The organism is Agaribacillus sp. DX54 (assembly GCF_056858335.1).
In genome coordinates this window covers 37193-57669 of record NZ_JBXEQE010000027.1, presented here as the reverse complement: position 1 = coordinate 57669, position 20477 = coordinate 37193, and the positions used below count along the sequence as shown (strand labels likewise).

The window sequence follows — 20477 nt, the reverse complement described above, 5'->3', positions numbered from 1 at the left end:
TATACTACAAATAGTGCAGGGTTCTAGCAAAGCTTGACATAACTGCCCAGCAAACTAATTTCCTTTTTATGCTTGGTCAGTACTTTTTTAACGTGCTCATCCTGAAAATGACCATCCAGGTCAATGAAAAACCAATATTTAAAGTTTTTCCCGATTTTTGCCGGGTGGCTTTCAATTTTGGTTAAGTTAATATCGGCATTATGAAAATCCTGAAGGAAAGAGGCGAGGCTGCCGGGCTTATCGGAGTCCGACGGTTTGGCCAATAGTGTGGTTTTGTCATTGCCACTAGGATGGTTTTCAAAGTTTTTACCCATTATAATAAAGCGTGTGTAATTGTCTTTGGAATCTTCGATGTTGTCAAACAAAATGGGTAATTGTGACTCCCTGGCGGCAATATGGGAACAGATTGCCGCACTTTCATCATCCTTGAGTGCAATTTTGACAGCCTTCGATGTTGAGTTTACCGGTATTAACTCTACCTTTTGCTGACCAAATGAGTCCTGCACAAATTTCCGGCATTGCCGGAAGGCGATATCTTTGGAATATATTTTTTTGATGGAAGTGAGCTTTTCAGCGAAAGAGGCGAAACTGAAGTGAATAGGCATGGGAATTTCAGCCACAATTTTAAGATCAAATTTTGCCAGGTAACTGACAGTTTCACTGACCACCCCTTCCTGATTGTTTTCAATAGGCACTACACCGAAGCTGGCCCTGTCAGTCGATACGGCTTCGAATACAGACCGTATGCTCGTCAATGAAAAGTATTCACTTACGGCACCAAATCTGCTTTCGGCAGCCTGGTGCGTAAAACTGCCCTCTGGCCCAAGGTAAGCAACTTTTTCAGGCAGTTCAAAGTTTCTGCTTACCGAAAAAATTTCCAGAAAAATCGCATCGATGGCTTTCTGATTTAACGGACCCTTATTGAACTTTTCGAGCCGATCCAGGATGGACTTCTCCCTTTCGGGCCTGTAAATTTTACTGTTAGCCTTGTTTTTCAGGACTCCCACTTCCTTAACATAACTCATCCTTTGATTAAGCAATGCCAGCAATTGATTGTCAATTTGGTCTATTTTTCGTCTTAATTCTTCTAAGCTCAAAATGTAATTTATTGATAAAACCGCTTGATTTAGTACGAGGACTTCATTTTTTATAGGTCTGGAATAAAAAATTCCTCCAAATTAAACTAATTTTTTGAGATATATGAATTGAAAAATAAAAAAAGCCTTCTCACTGTAAAAGGCTTTTGTTCATAAAAAGATATTTTACTTTCAATCAATATGAACTGACAATACCGGAACTTTCGCCTGTCTTACCAAATCCTCGGAAATACTTCCTCTGAAAAAATGGGCCAGGCCTTTACGGCCGTGGGTAAAAGTGACGATCATATCTGCCTTCATTTCACTGGCAAATCTTTGGATACCCATTTTCAGCTTGTTATGACGGATAACATTACTGGTATAGTTTTCCAACTGATGTTTTTTAGCGAACTGGCTTAACTTTTCATCAGTTTCCTTCACAGAAATACTATTCGACCTGGAGATATGTAAAAGGTGAATTTGAGGCTTTAATTCATTGAAGAGTCCGAGGAGATGGGACATACATTCCGAAGCGTTGGTTTTAAGATCGGTAGCTATGACCACATTTTCCATCTTAAATTTGTCTATTTGATTTCTGATAGCCAGTACCGGCCTGTTGGCTTCCCTCATCACTTGTTCCGTATGATTGCCTATGAAATACTCCTCAAAGGTATTTTCACCGCTGGTTCCCATTACCACCAGGTCAATTTTGTGCTTTTTCATAAAACCCAGCACGCCATCTCCCACCTTGTCGATGGCAATGGTTGGAAATATATCAACGTTACTTCTTGCGTATCTTGCGGCAAAAGCAGCTAACTTTTTTTCATTTACTGCGTGCAGTTCGTAAATGTAGCGGTCTTCTTCAGTAATGGTATATTCAAAATCCAGTGACCCCGAAGCACTAAAGCCCGCATCTACCAGGGGTTCTATAACATTCAGTAAATAAATTTCAGCGTTAGATTTTTCAGCTATATCCAGTGCCACATTCAGCGCGTTTGCAGCGATATTTGAAAAATCGGTTGGGACCAATATTCTATTCATAATAACAGTTTTTATACTCAAACATTTGTAAAATATAATTATTTCTAAATAACGGTTTCGTTGTCATTTTCGTCTCTTTTAACTTTCCCAAGCCCGGACACATTTTTATTGACACTTTTAGGATTACCCCGGTACTTTATACCACCAATGCCACTGACCCTGGCGTCAAGTTTTTCTTTAACATATACCTTTGCCGCTCCAACGCCACTGAGGTTTACGGAACACGCGTCGCTTTTCAGTTCATAGGCATCCAGGCTCCCGGCGCCACTTAATTCAAGGAACTGCTCATCAGTCTCACCCGATAACCTGACCATGCCTGCGCCAGACAGATTTAAGTCAAGCATTTGGGTTTCGACATCCATTTCTATCAAACCAGCCCCCGACATAGCTATTTTCAGATCTTCTGTCGTCACGGTGCCGTTTGTTTTGATCACAGAGGCACCACTTGAAGATATGGCTTTCAACGCTTTGTAGGTTATAGCTATTTTTATGCCAAAATCACTTTTTAGTGATTCTTCACTCGCTATGATCAATTTGTTGCCCCGCACAAAGACTTCGATAAAATCAAACAGGTTTTCATCCGTTTCGATGGTTACTCCTTCCTCCGTGCCGGGTTGCAGCGTGACTTCATAAAAACCACGGACGTCAACTTTTTCAAAACCGGAAACCTCGATTGTTTGGAGGATAATATCACCATTCCCTCTTTCAAAGCGAAGGTGGCCACAGGATGTGAGCAGGGCTGCCCCCATGCTGATCAATACGAATGAACAGGTTTTTAACATAGGTATTAGAAGTTAGTTTTTTTAATATAAGATTAAATTGTCTAATTTTCAAGTTTTTCAACAAATGCCTGGTTTTTTGGCATACCGGAGGAAATAATCTCTGATTATCGAGATAAAAATAATCATAAATAAATTTCATGTTCTGGGTGGTTCATGTATTTTTGCCACAAAAATTATTGGTCATAAATCATTAACATGCGCAGGGATACTATTTTATTTGACTTGATCGACAAGGAGAAAAGAAGACAGGAATCCGGCATAGAATTAATTGCCTCGGAGAATTTTGTGTCAGATCAGGTGCTTGAAGCAATGGGAACCGTGTTAACGAATAAATATGCGGAGGGCCTGCCCGGCAAGCGTTACTATGGAGGGTGTGAGGTGGTTGATGAAGTAGAACAAATCGCCATCGACCGGGTTAAGGAATTGTTCGGGGCGAGTTGGGCGAATGTACAACCCCATTCAGGCGCCCAGGCCAACGCAGCGGTTATGCTGGCCGTGCTTAACCCCGGTGACAAGATTCTTGGATTTGATCTTTCCCATGGAGGACATTTAACGCATGGCTCAACGGTCAATTTTTCCGGTAAATTGTACAGTCCGTCTTTCTATGGCGTGGAAAAAGAAAGTGGTGTGATAAACTGGGATGAGGTGGAAGAAATTGCCAAAAGAGAAAAACCCAGGCTCATTATATGCGGAGCATCAGCCTATAGCCGGGATTGGGACTATAAAAGGTTGAGATCGGTCAGCGATGAAATAGGTGCCTTGCTGTTGGCAGATATTTCACATCCGGCGGGGTTAATTGCCAGGGGTTTGTTAAACGACCCTCTGAAACATTGCCATATAGTTACCACCACCACGCATAAAACATTAAGAGGCCCCAGAGGAGGGCTCATATTGATGGGGGAGGATTTTGAAAACCCTTTTGGCATCAAAACGCCCAAAGGAAAGGTCAGGATGATGTCCTCCTTACTGGATTCGGGTGTTTTTCCCGGTACTCAGGGAGGTCCCCTTGAACATGTAATTGCCTCCAAGGCAGTAGCATTTGGTGAAGCATTGAGTGACGCATATATGGAATACATCATCCAGGTACAGAAAAATGCTAAAGCCATGGCAAGGTGCTTTGTTGACAAGGGCTACGATCTGATTTCCGGTGGTACTGACAACCACCTGATGCTGATTGACCTTCGTTCCAAGGGAATTACCGGCAAAGATGCTGAAAATTCCCTCGTAAATGCAGACATTACCATTAACAAAAATATGGTGCCATTTGATGACAAGTCGCCGTTTGTTACCTCGGGTATGCGGGTTGGCACGGCAGCGATTACCACGAGGGGACTGGTTGAAAATGATATGGCCAAGATCGTAGAACTGATTGACCGTGTTATTGAAAACCATGAGGATGAAAGAGCGATCGGGGAGGTAAAAAAGGAGGTGAACACATGGATGAGCAGTTATCCGTTATTTAAATAATTTTTGACCATTTATAGGTGTCAACAGAAAAAGAAATGTCTTTTTTAGACCACCTGGAAGAGCTCAGGTGGCATATAGTGAGATCAGTGATTGCAGTGTTTGTATTTGCTGTTACTGCTTTTTTGCTAAAAGATTTTGTCTGGGGCACACTCATACTAGGGCCTACCAAACCCGATTTTTTAACTTTCCGGGTCTTATGTAAAATAGGGGAGATCACCGGGTCGAATGTTTTGTGTATTGAGGAACTGGATTTTGTTATCCAAAGCAGGAAAGTTACAGGGCAATTTACCATGCACCTGACCTCTTCCTTTGTTATCGGGATCATTTGCGCTTTTCCTTACACTTTCTGGGAGTTCTGGCGTTTTATCAGCCCGGGACTTTATGAGCAGGAAAGAAAGGTAAGCCGGGGGGCGGTCTTTTTTGTAAGCGTTTTGTTCATGAGTGGAGTATTGTTTGGATATTACGTAATTACACCGCTTTCATTCAACTTTATGGTCAATTACAAAGTGTCTGACGCGATATCCAATGAATTTGATATTACCTATTTCGTTACTTTTATTACTACCCTGGTACTGGCATGCGGCATCCTTTTCCAGATTCCGGTAGTCACACTTTTTCTTTCCAAAGCGGGCATTGTCACCCCGGAATTTTTGAAGAAATACAGAAGGCATGCCATAGTGATCATATTATTCGTCGCGGCTCTCCTCACTCCTCCCGATATAATCAGTCAGATTTTGATTGCCATTCCCTTGACAATTTTGTATGAATTTAGTATCTCTATATCGGCAAGGGTTGAAAAAAAGAGATTAAAGGAATTAGAATCATAAACAGGAAAAAAATGAGTACGAAAATTGCCATTGGAGGAGACCATGCAGGTTATGAATATAAGCAACGCCTGGTAGAGAAACTGGAAAAAGAAGGCGTCAGTGTAAAGGATTTCGGACCCTTTAGTCCCGACTCGGTAGATTATCCTGATTTTGTACACCCGGTTGCCATGGCGGTCGAGAGCGGCCAGTCCGAATTTGGCCTGTTGATATGCGGCAGTGGCAATGGTGTGGCTATCACTGCCAATAAACATCAGGGCATCAGAGCCGCAGTATGCTGGAAAGAAGAACTTGCCGCCCTGGCCAGGCAACATAATGATGCCAATGTGCTGTGCCTTCCGGCAAGATTCATTGAATTTTCACTGGCTGAGAAAATTGTAGACACGTTTTTTTCGTCTGACTTTGAAGGCGGCAGACACGCCAGAAGGGTTGCCAAAATCGCCTGTTTATAATCTTCTGAATGTGGAGGCGCGATCCTTCGAACCTGCGAATGGTAGGTATCTCCTGCAATTGTCTCTGGTGACACCTGCGTCTCTTTGTATATCTTCGTGCCTTGGTGTCTTTGTGGTTCACCATTTTTCACCACGAAGACACCAAGAGACACAGCCGTTTTTGCCTGTAAATAAAATAAAAATACGGGCACATGCTTAAGTGGCAAAACACCCACGGACATTTGCGCCGGTCACTTCATTTGCTTTTGAAATAAAATTTTTTGATTACCGGGACTTGAAATACGGTGATCCAAAAGTTATGGCTTTACGACCGGCCGTTTGACATAAACCTTCCCGTTTTCCCGCGACTGGTAGGCCTTTTTTATGGTAGGCATTTTATTCATGACCTCTACCATCACCCCTTTTTCATCGATAATAACCTCGGGTAGCTCCCTTTGAAAATTTCTGTAGATAGCGGTAAGGTTATCAAAATACTGCGAGTAATTTAAATGCAATTTTGACAAATCCCAGTTAAAATAGGGAGTGGCCAGACTGGCACTTTGGTAAATGCTGTAGTCTTCCCCCAGGTATAGAATTTTTTTACCCCTGACCAGGTCGTCCCACCGGGTAGTGCCCACCTCAAGGTCATCGTAACTAATGTATTTCATCACAAAACCTGTTTTTTGGTAGGTGCTGATATTGATGAAAAGCATTCCTCCTAAAAAGATAGCAAAAAGTACTTCAGCCTTCCATTTTGCGCGGATATTCAAAAAATAATGTGTCAGAAAAAAAGCTACGGGTGGAATTGTTATGATCAGTTGAAACGGGGCGCGCTCTTTATTAAATAGCCAGGCCAGGGCTGCAAAGAATAAAATGATTAACATCAGCTTCTGTATTCTCTCCTGTTGGTTCGTAAAACGGATAGAACGTAATGTTTTTGTAATGGCCACCAATGCGAAACCAAAAGGAATTATGAGAATACACAAATAAAATACCGGCTCAAGATAGTTATGGCTGCTTACATTGAAAATGGAAAATACAAAATCAATGTAAAACTCTTTCATACCCCCTTGCAGATAATAGTATATCCATGTTATTATGATGGGTAAGCCATACCCGAAAGTAAGGAGTAAATATCGCCGGATACTGGTAGCAGTCAGGAAGGTGTAGGCGACATAGACAGCGATCAGCACCATAAATGAAGGATAGTAAAACAAATTGGCTACCCCCAGATACAAGCCTGTATAAAGAACAAGTTGGTCATTTCTGGTATCACTCAAATGTGTGATAATATTGTCGAGCGCCAGCAAAATAAAAGTCAAACCCATCAATACGGGTGACAGGAGATAAAAGTCAAAGAAAAGGTTCATTAAAATCACATACAAAAACGCTGGCAGATAGGTGTTTTCATTGTAGGCCCTGTGTTTAAGAAGCAGGTTATTAAAGATGATAGCCTGGAAAAACACCAGGAACAGTGATAAGATGTGATTGGTAAGAGGAGATCTGTCGAAAACACTGTCGATAAAACGGTAAACTGCCGCTGACAGTGGGGGGAAATTATCCCAGAGATCCACATATAGCACCGAGTCTCCGGATAATTTTTCACCCATGACCATCCATTTTAGTTCCGAAATATGTTCGGGAAATTCACCTGAAAAAATTGTAAGCCTTACCGAAACCAAAAAAGCAAAAATCACAGCTAATCGGTAAGGATCATTTATTCTGAAATAGCTTAGCAAATGAAGTTACATTTAAGTATTTTATCCTTTCCTGAATTTTTGTAAAAATAAGGTTCAATTTTTAATTCTCAAACGGCCATCTTAATTAAAGATAGGAATTAATTTAGGTAAAAACCGGAAGTTGATTTCCACTGTTTATTAAAATATACTAATATTGACGAAATTTACCGTTTGTTTATCTAATCATTATGGCGGACAGCAAAAGACAAAAGAAGTATTCCCGGCTGATACAGAAAGATTTAGGTGAAATTTTTCAGCGGGAGGGGAGAGGCCTTTTTGACAAAGCCTTTGTTACAATCACCGAGGTCGTCATGAGTCCTGACCTGAGCTTAGCCAAAGTTTATGTAAGTGCTTTGATGACGCCGGACAAAAGGCAACTGGTGGAGCACCTGAACAATCGCAAATATGAAATCAGGGGTTTTCTTGGTCATAAAATCGGAAAACATGTAAAGGCGATTCCGGAGTTACACTTTTATTTGGATAATGCTCCGGATCACGCCGACAGGATAGACAAAGTGTTTAAAGAGCTTCAAATACCGGATGAAAAAACGGATGGTGGTGATGATGTTGAAACGTAAAACATTTTAAGGTTGAATTTACCCTATTTTATTGCCAAGAGATATTTTCAGTCCAAGAAAAAACGAAATTTCATCAATGTAATTTCAAAAATTTCCATGTTTGGCGTGGCAATCGGTACTATGGCTCTGGTCATAGCTTTGTCAGTCATGAACGGACTTAAGGAAAACATCAGGTCTCTGTATGGTTCCTTTGATCCGGAGATTAAAATTTCCGCCAGTACAGGTAAATCTTTTGAGATGACAGAAGCGTTACTTACTGCCATTAACAGCATTGAAGGGGTTGAGTTAGTGACCGAAGTGGTGGAAGATAATGCCCTCATTGAATATCAGGATGATCAGGTCATTGTAAAGATTAAAGGTGTAGGCGAGAATTTTCTTTTGGAAAAGCGTCTCAAAGATCAGATAATTGAGGGGGAGCTGAAACTGAGCGAAGGTAAAATAAGATATGCGATCATTGGAAGAGCTACCCAACTGGCTTTATCCATTCCACCTGAAAATGAGTTTAATCCATTAAAAGTTTACTACCCTAAAGACCTCAAAATAGGTGCCGTAGATCCTGGCGACCTTTTCAAGCAAAAAAGCATTATGCCCGGAGCGGTGTTTGCAATTGAACAGCAATATACAGAAGAGTACGTCTTTGTTCCGCTTGATTTTGCCTTGGATTTATTTGGAATGAAAGACCAGCGCACTTCTTTGGAAATAAAAACCGGTGCACGGTATAATGTAAAAGGTGTTCAGAGAAGACTAAAATCTTTATTAGGAAGTGAATTTGAGGTATTGAACGGAGATGAGCAACATGCAAGTCTGTTGAGGGCTATTCGTATTGAAAAGTTATTTGTATTTCTGGTTTTTTCATTCATACTGGCCATTGCTTCTTTTAACACTTTTTTTGCATTGACCATGCTGGGGATTGAAAAGAAAAAGGATATGGCAATTCTCCATTCCCTGGGAGCATCGAGAAACTTGATCAAAAGAATCTTTCTCTCAGAAGGAGCGATCATCGCCTTTACCGGCGCTTTTTTTGGGTTATTACTGGGCTTAACATTACTGTTTTTGCAGCAGGAATTCGGATTGGTTTCTATGGGCATGCAATCTTCAATTCTGGAAGCATATCCTGTGAAAATGCAATTTACGGATTTTCTTTACACCGCAATCAGCATTATCATTATCACATTCCTCGCTTCGTACCGCCCGGCCCTTCAGTCCTCCAGAATAAAAATAGGAGAAAACTTATAATGTATTTTCAAATGTTCGTGTTCTTCGAATTTATTAAACCCTGCCCTTTTTTAAGCATATTGTAATTTTTGAGTGTTTTTTTAAAATTATCGTAACTTTTTTGCTAAACTTTTAGCAAAGACTCTATGTTACATAATTTGTAATTTTTTATGACTTATAATATTTTTTTTTTATTTTGCGATTTAGTTGAAATTAAAAAATGGTAGTATCCACCGCCAAACCGTTTAGAATAATTTATTCGCTTTTTGAGCATGAATACCTGGGTTATCTGTTTGAATCATTTGTGGTTCAGTTAGATACAAAAGGAAAGCTGACTTTTGTTCATCAAAACATTTCCTCTCAGAATGCCAAGGAGTTTGCCGCAGGCCTCGACAGCCACGATTATGAATTGATCAGGCTGATGGATTCAATGCAACAAGATGCCGTAATAAAGTTTTATCACAAAAAGAAGATTAAACCTGCCGAGTTTTTTCCCAAGGTGTTTCATCCCGAAAGGGGGAACAAGGATTTGCAGCAAGAAATCGAACGCTATCTGGTAAGACGGCGTGCGAAAATACTACGCCTGTTACAGGGGAAGGAATTGTATGAAATGAATAACGATGGGGAACCTGCCGGAAACAGGATCGATATTCTTGAAAAGGAGGCTACCATATTATTTCATTTCAGGAGAAATGAAGGAAACACGCATTATTTTCCTACCATCAAATACGATGGTGAAAAGGTGGATTTTCAATATAAAGGCGCCTATATAATTTGTAATGAACCCGCCTGGATGGTGGTAGACCGTAAACTTTATCATTTCAAGGGTCAGGTGGATGGCAAAAAACTGATCCCTTTTATCAATAAAAAGTTTATTGAGATTCCCAAAAAAGTCGAAGACACTTACTACAAGAAGTTTGTAGCACCCCTGGTAGCATCTTTTGATGTTTATGCCAAAGGGTTTGACATTGTAACTGCCAGCCCGGAACCTGTGCCGGTGTTAACCTTTTCGGAACTAAGCAGAGTGGGGAATACTATGGATCTTTTTTCCAAAAATGGCCATGGTGTGGCGCTGGCTGAAGAGGATCGGGGCGGCACCATACTGTTCAGGTTAGGCTTTAAATACGGGCCTTATAATTTCGGGGCTGACCATTTGGTGCCCACGAGTGTAAAAGTGGAAAAGGATGGCAATAATTATGTTTTTCATCGCATCAGCCGGCAACTCGATAAGGAAAAACGGTTTTTATCCATGCTGCGTGACAAAGGTTTTATTGCCAAAAACGCGGTTTTGAGCTGGCCAAAATTACAGGCTTTTACCTGGATCAGAAAGTACAAAGATCAATTGGAAAAGGAAGGGTTTGTTCTCAGACAGGATGCCAATCACGATAAAAAATATTTCCTGGGGGAGCCATCCATCAAAATTGAGGTGAAGGAAAATATTGATTGGTTTGACATTTACGCCATTGTAAAATTCGGGGAATACGAAATTCCGTTTAATGAGCTCAGGAAAAGAATTCTCAAAAAACGACAGGAGATAATTTTACCAAATGGGGAAATTGCGGTGATACCGGAAAAATGGCTTATCGAGTACTCGGAACTTTTTGCCTTCATGGAGGAAAAAGAGAAAGGGCTGGATGATCTGACGTTGAAAAAGCATCATTTGGCCTTGGTGAAAGACCTTGAAAATGGCAATCTCGCCCAAGTCACTATGAGTCGTAAACTAGAAAAACTCCGGGAATTTGATGAAATAGAAGATTACCCGCTTCCGGAGAAGTTTATCGGCACCCTCAGGCCTTATCAAAAGGCTGGATATAACTGGCTCCAGTTTCTGAATAAATTTGGCTTTGGAGGTTGTCTGGCCGATGATATGGGCTTGGGGAAAACGGTTCAGACCCTGGCCATGCTTCAGGCAGAGAAGGAAAATGGTACCGTAAATGCTTCGCTATTGATCATGCCAACCTCTCTGATTTACAACTGGGAAATGGAGGCAAGAAAATTTACACCACAGCTAAACATCTTTGTATACACGGGAACGAACAGGCTGAAAGATGTCACCCAATTTGAAAGTTATGATTTGATTTTGACATCTTACGGAATCAGCCGGCTGGATGTGGAAATTTTGAAAGAATACTACTTCCACCACATTATACTGGACGAATCGCAGGCCATAAAAAACCCGAATTCCAATATTGCCAAGTCAGTCAAGCAATTAAAATCAAAGCACAGATTAATTCTTACAGGTACCCCATTAGAAAACAGTACCCTGGATTTATGGTCACAAATGTCTTTCATTAACCCGGGATTATTGGGAAACCAATCCTTTTTTAAAAATGAGTTTTTGACACCGATCGAAAAGAAGCGGGACCAGAACAAGACCATCAAGCTAAACTCCATTATCAAACCATTTATTTTAAGGAGGCATAAATCCCAGGTGGCCCGTGAACTTCCGGAAAAGATAGAAAACATCCGGTACTGTACCATGACCACCATGCAGGAAGAGCATTACGAGGAGGCTAAGTCGTTTTACCGGAATAAGATATTGGAGCATATTGACTCTCACGGTGTCAATAACTCCCAGTTTCTGTTATTGCAAGGTTTGACCAAACTGCGCCAGATTGCCAATCATCCACGCATGGTGACCGAAGATTATGGGGGTGACTCCGGTAAACTGGATGAAAGCACCGGCATGTTAATGAATGCCATCTCCAAGGGTCACAAGATGCTGGTGTTCAGTCAGTTTGTTAAACACCTTTCTATTTTCAGAACTTTTCTGGATAACCAAAAGATTGCGTATGTTTACCTGGATGGGACAACCAAAGACCGCAAGACCCAGGTGGAGCGATTCCAAAACGAAAAAGATCTTAAAATTTTCCTTATTTCCCTGAAAGCAGGTGGATTAGGACTCAATCTAACCCAAGCGGATTATGTATTTATCCTGGATCCCTGGTGGAACCCGGCCATTGAAGCGCAGGCAGTAGACAGGGCACACCGGATCGGTCAGAAAAATACGGTATTCACCTATAAGTTCATCTCTAAAAATACAGTAGAGGAAAAAATATTGCTTCTGCAAAAAAATAAGCTGAAGCTGGCCAATGAGTTGATTTCCACGGAAGAAAGCTTTGTTAAAAACCTATCCAAAGAAGACATCGAGTCTTTGTTTGAATAATTAAAACCATTACGAAGTCATCGTATGGCTTGGAGCCATACGATGACTAGCCCGCTGCTCAGGGGGCACAATGCATTGTATTAACTATCATTTAACAAACAATGGCGGATGTTTTTCATCAAAACCGGTGGCATGCTGAAACATGCTGGCCACTGCCAGAATAGCAGCTTCATCGTATAAATTTCCGATAAAACTTATGCTGGCAGGACTCCCATTTTCATTAAAACCATTTGGGGTTACCACGCATGGATGACCGGTTAGATTGGTAATGAGTAATTGATTGCCCCCAAAACTTGGCGTTACTATCACATCGTAATCCCGTATCATTTTAAAAAAGGCATCCTGCAACAAATAACGCAGGCGATTGGCCTGAATATACTCAACGGCTGGAATGTACCTGGCTATTCGAAAAACATTGGGCCAGGCATTTTTAATTTGTCTTACCAGCAAGGTGTCGCGGTTGTTACGGGTTAAGTCGTCGAATGCCGTGGCGGCTTCTGCACTGAGGATAAATGCCAAAGCATCGGCTGGAATGTCTTCCGGGAGGTTTACAGGGAAGAGGGTGGCTCCGAGATCTTTTAGCACTTTTAAGCTCAATGAGTCATTTTGTTTGTTTCCATAGTCTCTTTCAAACAATGATTTAACATATCCAACCTTCATATTTTTAAGGTTAATATCATTTCTGTAATTAAATGGCAGGTCTTTTAAGGTAGCATCCCTTGGATCCGGACCCCGGATGGCATTAAAAACAATGGCACAATCCTCGGCACTGCGGCAGATAGGTCCGATTTTATCCATGCTCCAGCTCAGCGCCATAGCGCCATGCCTGCTAACCCTGCCATAAGTAGGTCTGAGTCCGGTTACTCCACACCGGGTGGAAGGCGAAACAATGGAACCCCATGTTTCGGTGCCGATTGAAAAACCCACCAGCCCCGCAGCGGTAGCCGATGCCGAACCGGCTGAAGATCCACTGGATCCTTGTGCCGGATTCCATGGGTTTTTGGTGATACCCCCAAACCATACATCGCCCCAGGCCAGGGCCCCCATCGTCAATTTCGCTACAAGTACTGCCCCGGCTGCTTCGAGTTTAGAAACCACAGTAGCAGTTTCATTGATTGCCTGATCCTTAAAAGGCATGGCGCCCCAGGTGGTTTTGTAGCCTTCGACTGCCAGTAAATCTTTTACGCCATATGGAATACCATGCAAAGGGCCTTTGTATCTCCCAGCCGCAATTTCCTCGTCAGCCTGTTTTGCCTGCCTCAGGGCCAGGGTTTCGGTAATGGTGACTACGCATTGCAAAGTGTCACCATACTTTTTAAGTCTTTCCAGGTATATTTCAGTTAACTCGGTTGAGGTTATCTTTTTATTTTTTATCAGTGAAGCCAATTTCATAACAGGCATAAAAGCCAGTTCAGCATCCGATTGAGGTCTGGACAACTTGCTATCGTAAGACCAGAAAATGATCTCCTGCTGTTGTTCAAAAGTCATACCCGGCAAAATAGGATTGAATATAACAGCAGGCGGAATATCATTTTCGATGTCAAACTTTCGTATCCGCAGATAGCTTTTGAGATTGTCTTTTACTCCGGTTCTCAGGGAATCTCTCTCCGACTTTGTAAAGTGCAGCCCCATAACCTTTCCTGCAATGTCAAGGGAATCTTGAGATGCCGGTTCCTGTGGATAAATAAGGTCAGGCAATAACAGAAAAACAGGCAGCAGGAACAAGCTTTTCACACCTGGAGAAGCTTTCAATAAGTATCCGGAAAAGAAACAGGTTTTCATAATTACTACAATTCGGGTCATGACCCAAGTTAAAAGATAAATAGCATATTGCCCAAAATTGAAGCAAAAAAAGCGCTATGGAGCCTTTTATGTTGCCAGGCAGCACGCACCAAAAAGACTTCCTGATCCGATTCAGCTATTTTTTGATGAAAAGGTTGGCAATAAGTATGATAACTGCCGTCTTCCGAATTAAAAAGATGTGAGAAAATTGCTTACGGGAATTATATTGTAACCATCTGGTAATCAAAGATAACCTTTGCCTTACGCCATTGTAGCTTCATTCCTTGAGCCATATTACATTTTTTGTATTTTTGAAGTTTTCTTATATTTTTGAAGCTTCTCTTCTTTTAATTTTGTTATTAAAAGGATTGAAATGGTAATTGTTAATGTAAATAATATTGTATGAATTTTCCATTAGTGGCAGTAAGTGTAGTATTGGCCTATTTAATAGGTTCTATTCCAACAGCAGTGTGGGTAGGTACACACCGTTATGGCATAGATGTTAGGGAGCATGGCAGCGGTAATGCCGGAGCCACCAATACTTTCAGGGTACTTGGGGCAAAAGCAGGTCTTATTGTAATGTTGGTCGATATTATGAAAGGGCTGGCAGCTTCTTCTTTAGCAGTGCTGTTGTTTGCTATCAATGCTATACCACAGCATGACATAGTAGTTTTTAAATTAATTCTTGGCATTGTGGCGATTCTGGGGCATATATTTCCAGTGTACGCCAATTTTAAGGGAGGAAAAGGTGTGGCTACCCTATTTGGCATGGCATTGGCTATCAAGTTTCCGGTGGCGCTGATTTGTGTGGGTATATTTTTTATTGTTTTACTGATTACAAGATATGTTTCTCTGGGTTCTATTTTAGGGACCCTGGCATTTCCAATACTTATGACCATTCCGGTATTTTCCCCTGGTGAACCGGTATTGGTGGTTTTTGGATTTGTGTTATTCGCCATAGTTGCCTACACGCACAAAAAAAATATCAGGCGAATATTGAATAACGAAGAAAACAAAACCAACCTGCGCATTAAAAAAAGGTCCATGTAACCTAATGAAGATTTCAAACAACAAACCCAAACTAACATTCAAACAAAAAAATGCCATTCCCTGAATTGGGGAGTGGTTTTTTTGTTGACTATTATCAAACATAAAAGTATGAGTACGGCAATTAACAAATATATCGGGCAACATCAGCAAAGATTTATCGATGAATTGTTCGATTTACTTAGAATACCCTCGGTCAGTGCAGACAGCAAGTTCAGGAATGATGTGCTCGAGGCAGCGAATTTTGTCAGGGACAAATTGCTGGCGGCAGGGGTCGATGAGGCTGAGGTAATCACCACCGCAGGGCATCCGGTGGTTTATGCGGAAAAAATACTTGATCCGGTCCTCCCAACCATTTTGGTTTATGGCCATTATGATGTGCAACCCGCTGACCCGTATGAGCTATGGGACTCTCCCCCCTTTGAACCGGTGATTAAGGATGAGAACATTTATGCCAGAGGGGCAGCAGATGATAAAGGGCAATTTTATATGCATGTGAAAGCATTTGAGGCTATGCTACAGACCGGCGGCCTTACTTGCAACGTTAAGTTTATGATAGAAGGGGAGGAAGAAGTAGGGTCAGAAAACCTGGAGGATTTTCTGCAGGAAAACCAGCAGAGGCTTAAAGCAGACGTTATTCTGATATCAGATACTAGTATCATTTCCACTGAGACCCCATCCATTACTATAGGTTTGAAGGGACTCAGTTACCTGGCTGTGGAGGTAACCGGACCTAACCGCGATTTGCATTCCGGTGTGTATGGTGGTGCGGTAGATAACCCTATCAATGTACTGTGCAAGATGATAGCTTCCCTGAAAGACGAAAATAATAAGATCACAATTCCCGGATTTTATGATAAAGTAGTAGCATTATCGGAAGCAGAAAGGGCGGCGCTCGCCAAGGCGCCATTTGACCTTGCTGCCTACATGCAGGATTTGGGATTAGAGGCAGTGGACGGTGAAAAAGGCTACTCCACACTTGAAAGAACAGGTATCAGGCCTACGCTGGATGTGAATGGGATGTGGGGAGGTTACATTGGAGAAGGCGCCAAGACGGTCTTGCCTGCCAAAGCTTTTGCAAAAATCTCCATGAGGCTTGTCCCTGACCAGGATAGTGACGAAATCGCCAGGCTTTTTACAGCGCACTTTATGTCCATAGCCCCGGCCACCGTAAAAGTAAAAGTCACGCCTCATCACGGTGGTAAACCTTATGTGACCCCGTTGGACTCCATTGCCTTTCAGGCAGCCAGTATGGCCTTCGAGGAAGCCTGGGGCAAAAAGCCGGTACCCACAAGAGACGGAGGTAGTATCCCTATTGTGGCGCTGTTCGATGAAATATTAAAAATCGACACAGTTCTAATGGGTTTTGGCCTGGACTCCGATGCCATACATTCCCCGAATGAGAAGTTCGGCGTATTTAATTTTGTAAAAGGAATCGAGACCATTGCATTGTTTCACAAACATTTTTCAGCCTTGAAAAATAAATTATAAGTAAAAAGTCTCTGTATAAACTATTTTTTTTTTACAACGTTTTTCAAGTATTGGTGATCACTTATTGAAAATGATAGGAAGGACAAATTTTTTACTAACACTGGCACTGATTTTAGTTAGTTTGATCGGACATCCCCAGGTAACAGAACCAGCCACCTGGTCGCATGAATTATCTGACGGGAGTGTAAAGGTGGGAGAAGAAATAGATTTAATATTCAAAGCAGAAATTCACCCCGATTGGTATTTATACTCCTCTGATTTTGAATGTGACATAGGTCCGATGGTAACTACATTTACTTTCGGGGCGTCTGACGCCTATACACTCGTCGGCAATATTCAACCCATCGATGCCAAAAAGAAATACGATGAGATTTTTGAATGCGACTACACTTATTTTAAAGTAAAAGGTGAATTCAGGCAAACCATTAAGGTCTTAAAGCCGGGATTAGTGATCAACGGCACTTACGAATACCAGGTTTGTACGGATGTAGATGGTAAATGCATACCGTTTGAAGAAGAATTTACTTTTGGCAATATTGAGGTGATTGCGGCTAAAACAACGGAGGAACCGGTTAAAACAGGAAAAACCAAAGAACAAAAATCCGGTGAAGTTACCGGTGAAGCCAAGACCCCGGAGGTAAGCCAGAATGATCAACAGCCTACAGCCCAAAAGCCTCCGGTATCTGACAGCCGGGCTATTAACGAAGTGACAGATGATAAAGAAAAAGAGGATAAAGAAAGAAATTTTAACGCCGGTACAGAGGTAAAAAAGCAAACGGCAAACGCAGATCGCCAAGAGGAGGTTGGTATTCCTGTAGTTGCTATGGAGCCCTTTTTTGATAAACACTATCGACAGACCCAGGAGTCATATTGGTGGTTTATGGTGGCTGCATTTTTAGCTGGACTGGCCGCTTTACTTACACCATGCGTATTTCCTATGATTCCCATGACCGTCACCTTTTTTACCGGTGGTAATAATGGAAAATCAGGCGGTACCGGCAAGGCTTTGTTTTACGGCCTTTCAATTATATTGATATACACGTTTATAGGGTCACTTGTTGCCCCTTTAATGGGCCCCGAAACGGCCAATGACCTGGCAACCGAGTGGCTTCCCAACATTATATTCTTTGCCGTATTTCTGTTTTTTGCCTTGTCATTTTTTGGCATGTATGACATTGTGCTGCCCAGTGCATTTGTAAATAAAATGGACAGGCAGGCTGATAAGGGAGGGTTTATCGGCGTATTTTTTATGGCCTTTACCCTGGTATTGGTTTCATTTTCATGTACAGGGCCCATTGTAGGCACTATTTTAGTAGAAGCTGCCGGTGGACAGGTATTAAAGCCCATTTTGGGCATGTTGGCTTTTTCAATGGCGTTTGCCATCCCTTTTACCTTGTTTGCCATTTTTCCGGGATGGCTTAATAGTTTACCAAAATCAGGTGGATGGTTGAACTCGGTAAAAGTGGTTTTAGGATTTCTCGAACTGGCACTTGCTTTCAAATTTTTAAGCATTGCCGATCAGGCCTTCCATTGGGGAATTCTGGACAGGGAAGTGAATATTGCCATTTGGGTAGTTATTTTTTCTTTGATGGGCTTTTATCTTTTGGGTAAAATCAAATTGCCCCATGACAGCGAATTAAAATATATCAGTGTGCCGAGGTTGTTGCTGGCAATTATTACCTTTTCATTTGTGGTATACCTTGTGCCCGGCATGTTCGGGGCGCCTTTAAAGACCCTGGCGGGTTATCTGCCACCCATGTATACCCACGATTTTGACGTGGCCGGTATTATCAGGGATTCCCAGTCAACTGATGAAGATTCATTTTATGAAAACTGTGATAAACCTAAATATGCTGATTTCCTGCATTTACCGCATGGGTTAAAAGGATACTTTGATTATGAACAGGCACTGGCATGTGCACAGGCTCAAAATAAACCTGTATTTATTGATTTTACGGGGCATGGTTGTACGAACTGCAGGGAAATGGAAGCTGCTGTCTGGTCCGATCCCAGGGTTTTGGAGAAGTTAAAAAATGAATTTGTGGTGGTGGCTTTGTATGTCGATGATAAAACTACCCTTCCTGAAAGTGAATGGTATATATCGGCCTATGACGACAAAGTTAAAAAGTCTATCGGAAAACAAAATGCAGACCTGCAAATCCAACGTGCTAATAACAACGCCCAACCTAACTATTTTGTAATTGGCCACAATGAAAAAGCGCTCACGGACCCTATTTCTTACAGCAGGGTTGATGAGTTTGTAAATTTTCTTGACGAGGGATTAAAGAACTTCAGGCAGCAGGAGTTAGCATCCAAAAGATAAAATTTGATCTTATTAATGTCAGTGGGACAATAAAAAACACAAATTCTCATTGTGGTATTACATAACTGTGAATTTTAGTATATTTTACACTGATTATTGAAGATTATCTGTTTATTTAGCTAACAGTAAGAAGTTTATCAAAAAATTTTTCAAAGTAATGAGGAGAAGTCTTGTAGTGTTTGGCGCTATTTTGGGAGCGGCATCAATATTTTATTTTTTGAATGAAGATGAGAGCCAAATAAAGTTCCAGGAAACTGCTATTGAGCAAGTGGTTGATTCTGTAAAAGAGGAAATTCCCGAGCCAAAAAAGTTGTATGGTATAGTAGTCGATGACCTGAATATCCTGGAAAAAAAAGTGAAAAGGAATCAGAATATCTCTGAGATACTTGCTCCTTATAATGTTAAACCCGCCAAAATTTATCAACTGGCTAAGGCGTCAAAGGAAATATTTGATGTAAGAAAGCTGGCTACCAACAAGAAATATACCCTCATTTACAAAGCCGATTCAGTTCCGGAAGCCAAAGCGTTAATCTATGAACCCAATCCGATCGACTACGTGGTTTTTAATCTGGAAGATTCTGTTTCGGTAGAATTGAAACAGCGGGAGGTAAAGATCGTGGAAAAATCCATGGCCGGTGAGATTGAATACTCACTGGCAGAAACCATGGAGAATTTAAGTGCGAGCCACCGGTTAACCAATGAGTTTGTTGACATTTTTGCCTGGCAGATTGATTTTCAGCGGCTGCAAAAAGGAGACAGGTTCAAGCTGATTTATGAAGAAAAGCTGGTTGATGGCATACCGGTCGGTATCGGAAATATCAAAGGAATCCATTTTGAACATTTTGCTAATGAATACTTTGCCATCGCCTTTGATCAGGGAAATGGCATTGAATATTTTGATGAAGAAGGGCAAAGTCTGAGAAAGGCGCTGTTGAAATATCCTATTAAATTTACAAGAATCAGCTCCAGGTACTCGGGAAGAAGGTTCCATCCGGTACAAAAACGGTGGAAGGCGCACCGTGGTACTGATTTTGCCGCTCCCCGGGGAACTGAGATTCGTTCGGTTGGTGACGGCATTGTGGTAGCTGCAAAATATGGCAAATACAACGGTAATTTTGTAAAAATCAGGCATAACAGTACCTATACCACCCAATATTTACATATGTCTAAAATTGCCAGAGGCATCGAACCCGGTGTGAAGGTTAAACAGGGACAGGCTATCGGATATGTGGGAAGTACCGGTTTGGCCAACGGGCCGCATTTATGCTATCGCTTTTGGAAAAATGGTGTGCAAATAGATGCTTTGAAGGTTAAACTACCTTCGGCAAGTCCGGTCAATGAAAAAGATATTGTTAAGTTTCAATCCACCAAAGATAGAATTCTCAAGCTACTGAATGATATTGATTACGCGGATAAAGTGGAGCCTTTATTAGCGCAATCCGAGGTTAAGTACCCCAATGCCTATTGACTGTTTTAGATGATTTAATTTTACATAACAACAAAAGAAATGTAAAG

At 41.5% G+C, this 20477-nt stretch carries 15 protein-coding genes; 10 read left to right on the top strand and 5 right to left on the bottom strand.

What is annotated here, in order from left to right; all coding sequences use genetic code 11:
* Positions 1-23: 23 nt before the first annotated feature.
* The 3 genes from pheA to AC04NP_RS22925 all read right to left on the bottom strand — a co-directional run bounded on the left by pheA (position 24) and on the right by AC04NP_RS22925 (position 2899).
* Entirely contained in the window at positions 24-1097 is a 1074-nt protein-coding gene (gene pheA / locus AC04NP_RS22935) for a prephenate dehydratase (protein ID WP_482862297.1), read from the bottom strand.
* A 171-nt stretch (positions 1098-1268) separates the two neighbouring features.
* Entirely contained in the window at positions 1269-2117 is an 849-nt protein-coding gene (locus AC04NP_RS22930) for a universal stress protein (protein WP_482862296.1), read from the bottom strand.
* Positions 2118-2161: 44 nt separating this feature from the next.
* On the bottom strand, positions 2162-2899 hold the full coding sequence (locus tag AC04NP_RS22925; protein WP_482862295.1) for a head GIN domain-containing protein: 738 nt from the start codon (positions 2897-2899) through the stop codon (positions 2162-2164).
* Positions 2900-3094: 195 nt separating this feature from the next.
* Between AC04NP_RS22925 and glyA the strand changes: the two genes are divergently transcribed.
* Genes glyA through rpiB form a run of 3 tightly spaced genes read left to right on the top strand, consistent with a single transcriptional unit; the run spans position 3095 to position 5642 of the window.
* Entirely contained in the window at positions 3095-4366 is a 1272-nt protein-coding gene (glyA, locus tag AC04NP_RS22920; protein ID WP_482862294.1) for a serine hydroxymethyltransferase, read from the top strand.
* A 35-nt stretch (positions 4367-4401) separates the two neighbouring features.
* Positions 4402-5193 carry a twin-arginine translocase subunit TatC gene (tatC, locus tag AC04NP_RS22915; RefSeq protein ID WP_482862293.1) on the top strand — a complete coding sequence of 264 codons (792 nt, stop codon included), beginning with the start codon at positions 4402-4404 and terminating at the stop codon, positions 5191-5193.
* 11 nt (positions 5194-5204) lie between these two features.
* Complete coding sequence (rpiB, locus tag AC04NP_RS22910; RefSeq protein ID WP_482862291.1) at positions 5205-5642, top strand: ribose 5-phosphate isomerase B; 438 nt, start codon at positions 5205-5207, stop codon at positions 5640-5642.
* 296 nt (positions 5643-5938) lie between these two features.
* Here the strand turns inward: rpiB and AC04NP_RS22905 are convergent, their stop codons facing one another.
* Entirely contained in the window at positions 5939-7231 is a 1293-nt protein-coding gene (locus tag AC04NP_RS22905; RefSeq protein ID WP_482862290.1) for a hypothetical protein, read from the bottom strand.
* 317 nt (positions 7232-7548) lie between these two features.
* On the opposite strand from AC04NP_RS22905, the gene rbfA reads away from it, so the two are divergent.
* The 3 genes from rbfA (at position 7549) to AC04NP_RS22890 (ending at position 12319) form a co-directional block, all read left to right on the top strand.
* Positions 7549-7938, top strand: coding sequence for a 30S ribosome-binding factor RbfA (rbfA, locus tag AC04NP_RS22900; RefSeq protein ID WP_482862289.1), 390 nt, complete (start codon positions 7549-7551; stop codon positions 7936-7938).
* 12 nt (positions 7939-7950) lie between these two features.
* Positions 7951-9174: an FtsX-like permease family protein gene (locus AC04NP_RS22895; protein WP_482862288.1), complete on the top strand. Its 1224-nt coding sequence runs from the start codon at positions 7951-7953 to the stop codon at positions 9172-9174.
* Positions 9175-9373: 199 nt separating this feature from the next.
* The gene (locus AC04NP_RS22890; protein WP_482862287.1) at positions 9374-12319 is read left to right on the top strand and encodes a DEAD/DEAH box helicase; all 2946 of its coding nucleotides are present in this window, start codon (positions 9374-9376) and stop codon (positions 12317-12319) included.
* 87 nt (positions 12320-12406) lie between these two features.
* On the opposite strand, the gene AC04NP_RS22885 is transcribed toward AC04NP_RS22890, so the two are convergent.
* Positions 12407-14122: an amidase gene (locus tag AC04NP_RS22885; RefSeq protein WP_482862286.1), complete on the bottom strand. Its 1716-nt coding sequence runs from the start codon at positions 14120-14122 to the stop codon at positions 12407-12409.
* A gap of 381 nt (positions 14123-14503) precedes the next feature.
* On the opposite strand from AC04NP_RS22885, the gene plsY reads away from it, so the two are divergent.
* The 4 genes from plsY (at position 14504) to AC04NP_RS22865 (ending at position 20430) form a co-directional block, all read left to right on the top strand.
* Positions 14504-15151 (top strand): glycerol-3-phosphate 1-O-acyltransferase PlsY, encoded by a 648-nt coding sequence (plsY, locus tag AC04NP_RS22880; RefSeq protein ID WP_482862285.1) that lies wholly within the window; start codon positions 14504-14506, stop codon positions 15149-15151.
* Between the two features lie 108 nt (positions 15152-15259).
* Positions 15260-16639 carry a dipeptidase gene (locus tag AC04NP_RS22875; RefSeq protein ID WP_482862284.1) on the top strand — a complete coding sequence of 460 codons (1380 nt, stop codon included), beginning with the start codon at positions 15260-15262 and terminating at the stop codon, positions 16637-16639.
* Positions 16640-16709: 70 nt separating this feature from the next.
* The gene (locus tag AC04NP_RS22870) at positions 16710-18962 is read left to right on the top strand and encodes a protein-disulfide reductase DsbD family protein (protein WP_482862283.1); all 2253 of its coding nucleotides are present in this window, start codon (positions 16710-16712) and stop codon (positions 18960-18962) included.
* A gap of 157 nt (positions 18963-19119) precedes the next feature.
* Complete coding sequence (locus AC04NP_RS22865; RefSeq protein WP_482862282.1) at positions 19120-20430, top strand: peptidoglycan DD-metalloendopeptidase family protein; 1311 nt, start codon at positions 19120-19122, stop codon at positions 20428-20430.
* Positions 20431-20477: the final 47 nt, after the last annotated feature.

Excerpts from the sequence above, each read along its gene's own strand:
- AC04NP_RS22905 (WP_482862290.1), bottom strand. The coding sequence starts at position 7,231 with ATGGGTGAAAAATTATCCGGAGACTCGGTGCTATATGTGGATCTCTGG.
- glyA (WP_482862294.1), top strand. The coding sequence starts at position 3,095 with ATGCGCAGGGATACTATTTTATTTGACTTGATCGACAAGGAGAAAAGA.
- AC04NP_RS22930 (WP_482862296.1), bottom strand. The coding sequence starts at position 2,117 with ATGAATAGAATATTGGTCCCAACCGATTTTTCAAATATCGCTGCAAAC.
- AC04NP_RS22885 (WP_482862286.1), bottom strand. The coding sequence starts at position 14,122 with ATGACCCGAATTGTAGTAATTATGAAAACCTGTTTCTTTTCCGGATAC.
- rbfA (WP_482862289.1), top strand. The coding sequence starts at position 7,549 with ATGGCGGACAGCAAAAGACAAAAGAAGTATTCCCGGCTGATACAGAAA.
- rpiB (WP_482862291.1), top strand. The coding sequence starts at position 5,205 with ATGAGTACGAAAATTGCCATTGGAGGAGACCATGCAGGTTATGAATAT.
- AC04NP_RS22870 (WP_482862283.1), top strand. The coding sequence starts at position 16,710 with ATGATAGGAAGGACAAATTTTTTACTAACACTGGCACTGATTTTAGTT.
- tatC (WP_482862293.1), top strand. The coding sequence starts at position 4,402 with ATGTCTTTTTTAGACCACCTGGAAGAGCTCAGGTGGCATATAGTGAGA.
- plsY (WP_482862285.1), top strand. The coding sequence starts at position 14,504 with ATGAATTTTCCATTAGTGGCAGTAAGTGTAGTATTGGCCTATTTAATA.
- AC04NP_RS22925 (WP_482862295.1), bottom strand. The coding sequence starts at position 2,899 with ATGTTAAAAACCTGTTCATTCGTATTGATCAGCATGGGGGCAGCCCTG.
- AC04NP_RS22890 (WP_482862287.1), top strand. The coding sequence starts at position 9,374 with ATGGTAGTATCCACCGCCAAACCGTTTAGAATAATTTATTCGCTTTTT.
- AC04NP_RS22865 (WP_482862282.1), top strand. The coding sequence starts at position 19,120 with ATGAGGAGAAGTCTTGTAGTGTTTGGCGCTATTTTGGGAGCGGCATCA.
- AC04NP_RS22875 (WP_482862284.1), top strand. The coding sequence starts at position 15,260 with ATGAGTACGGCAATTAACAAATATATCGGGCAACATCAGCAAAGATTT.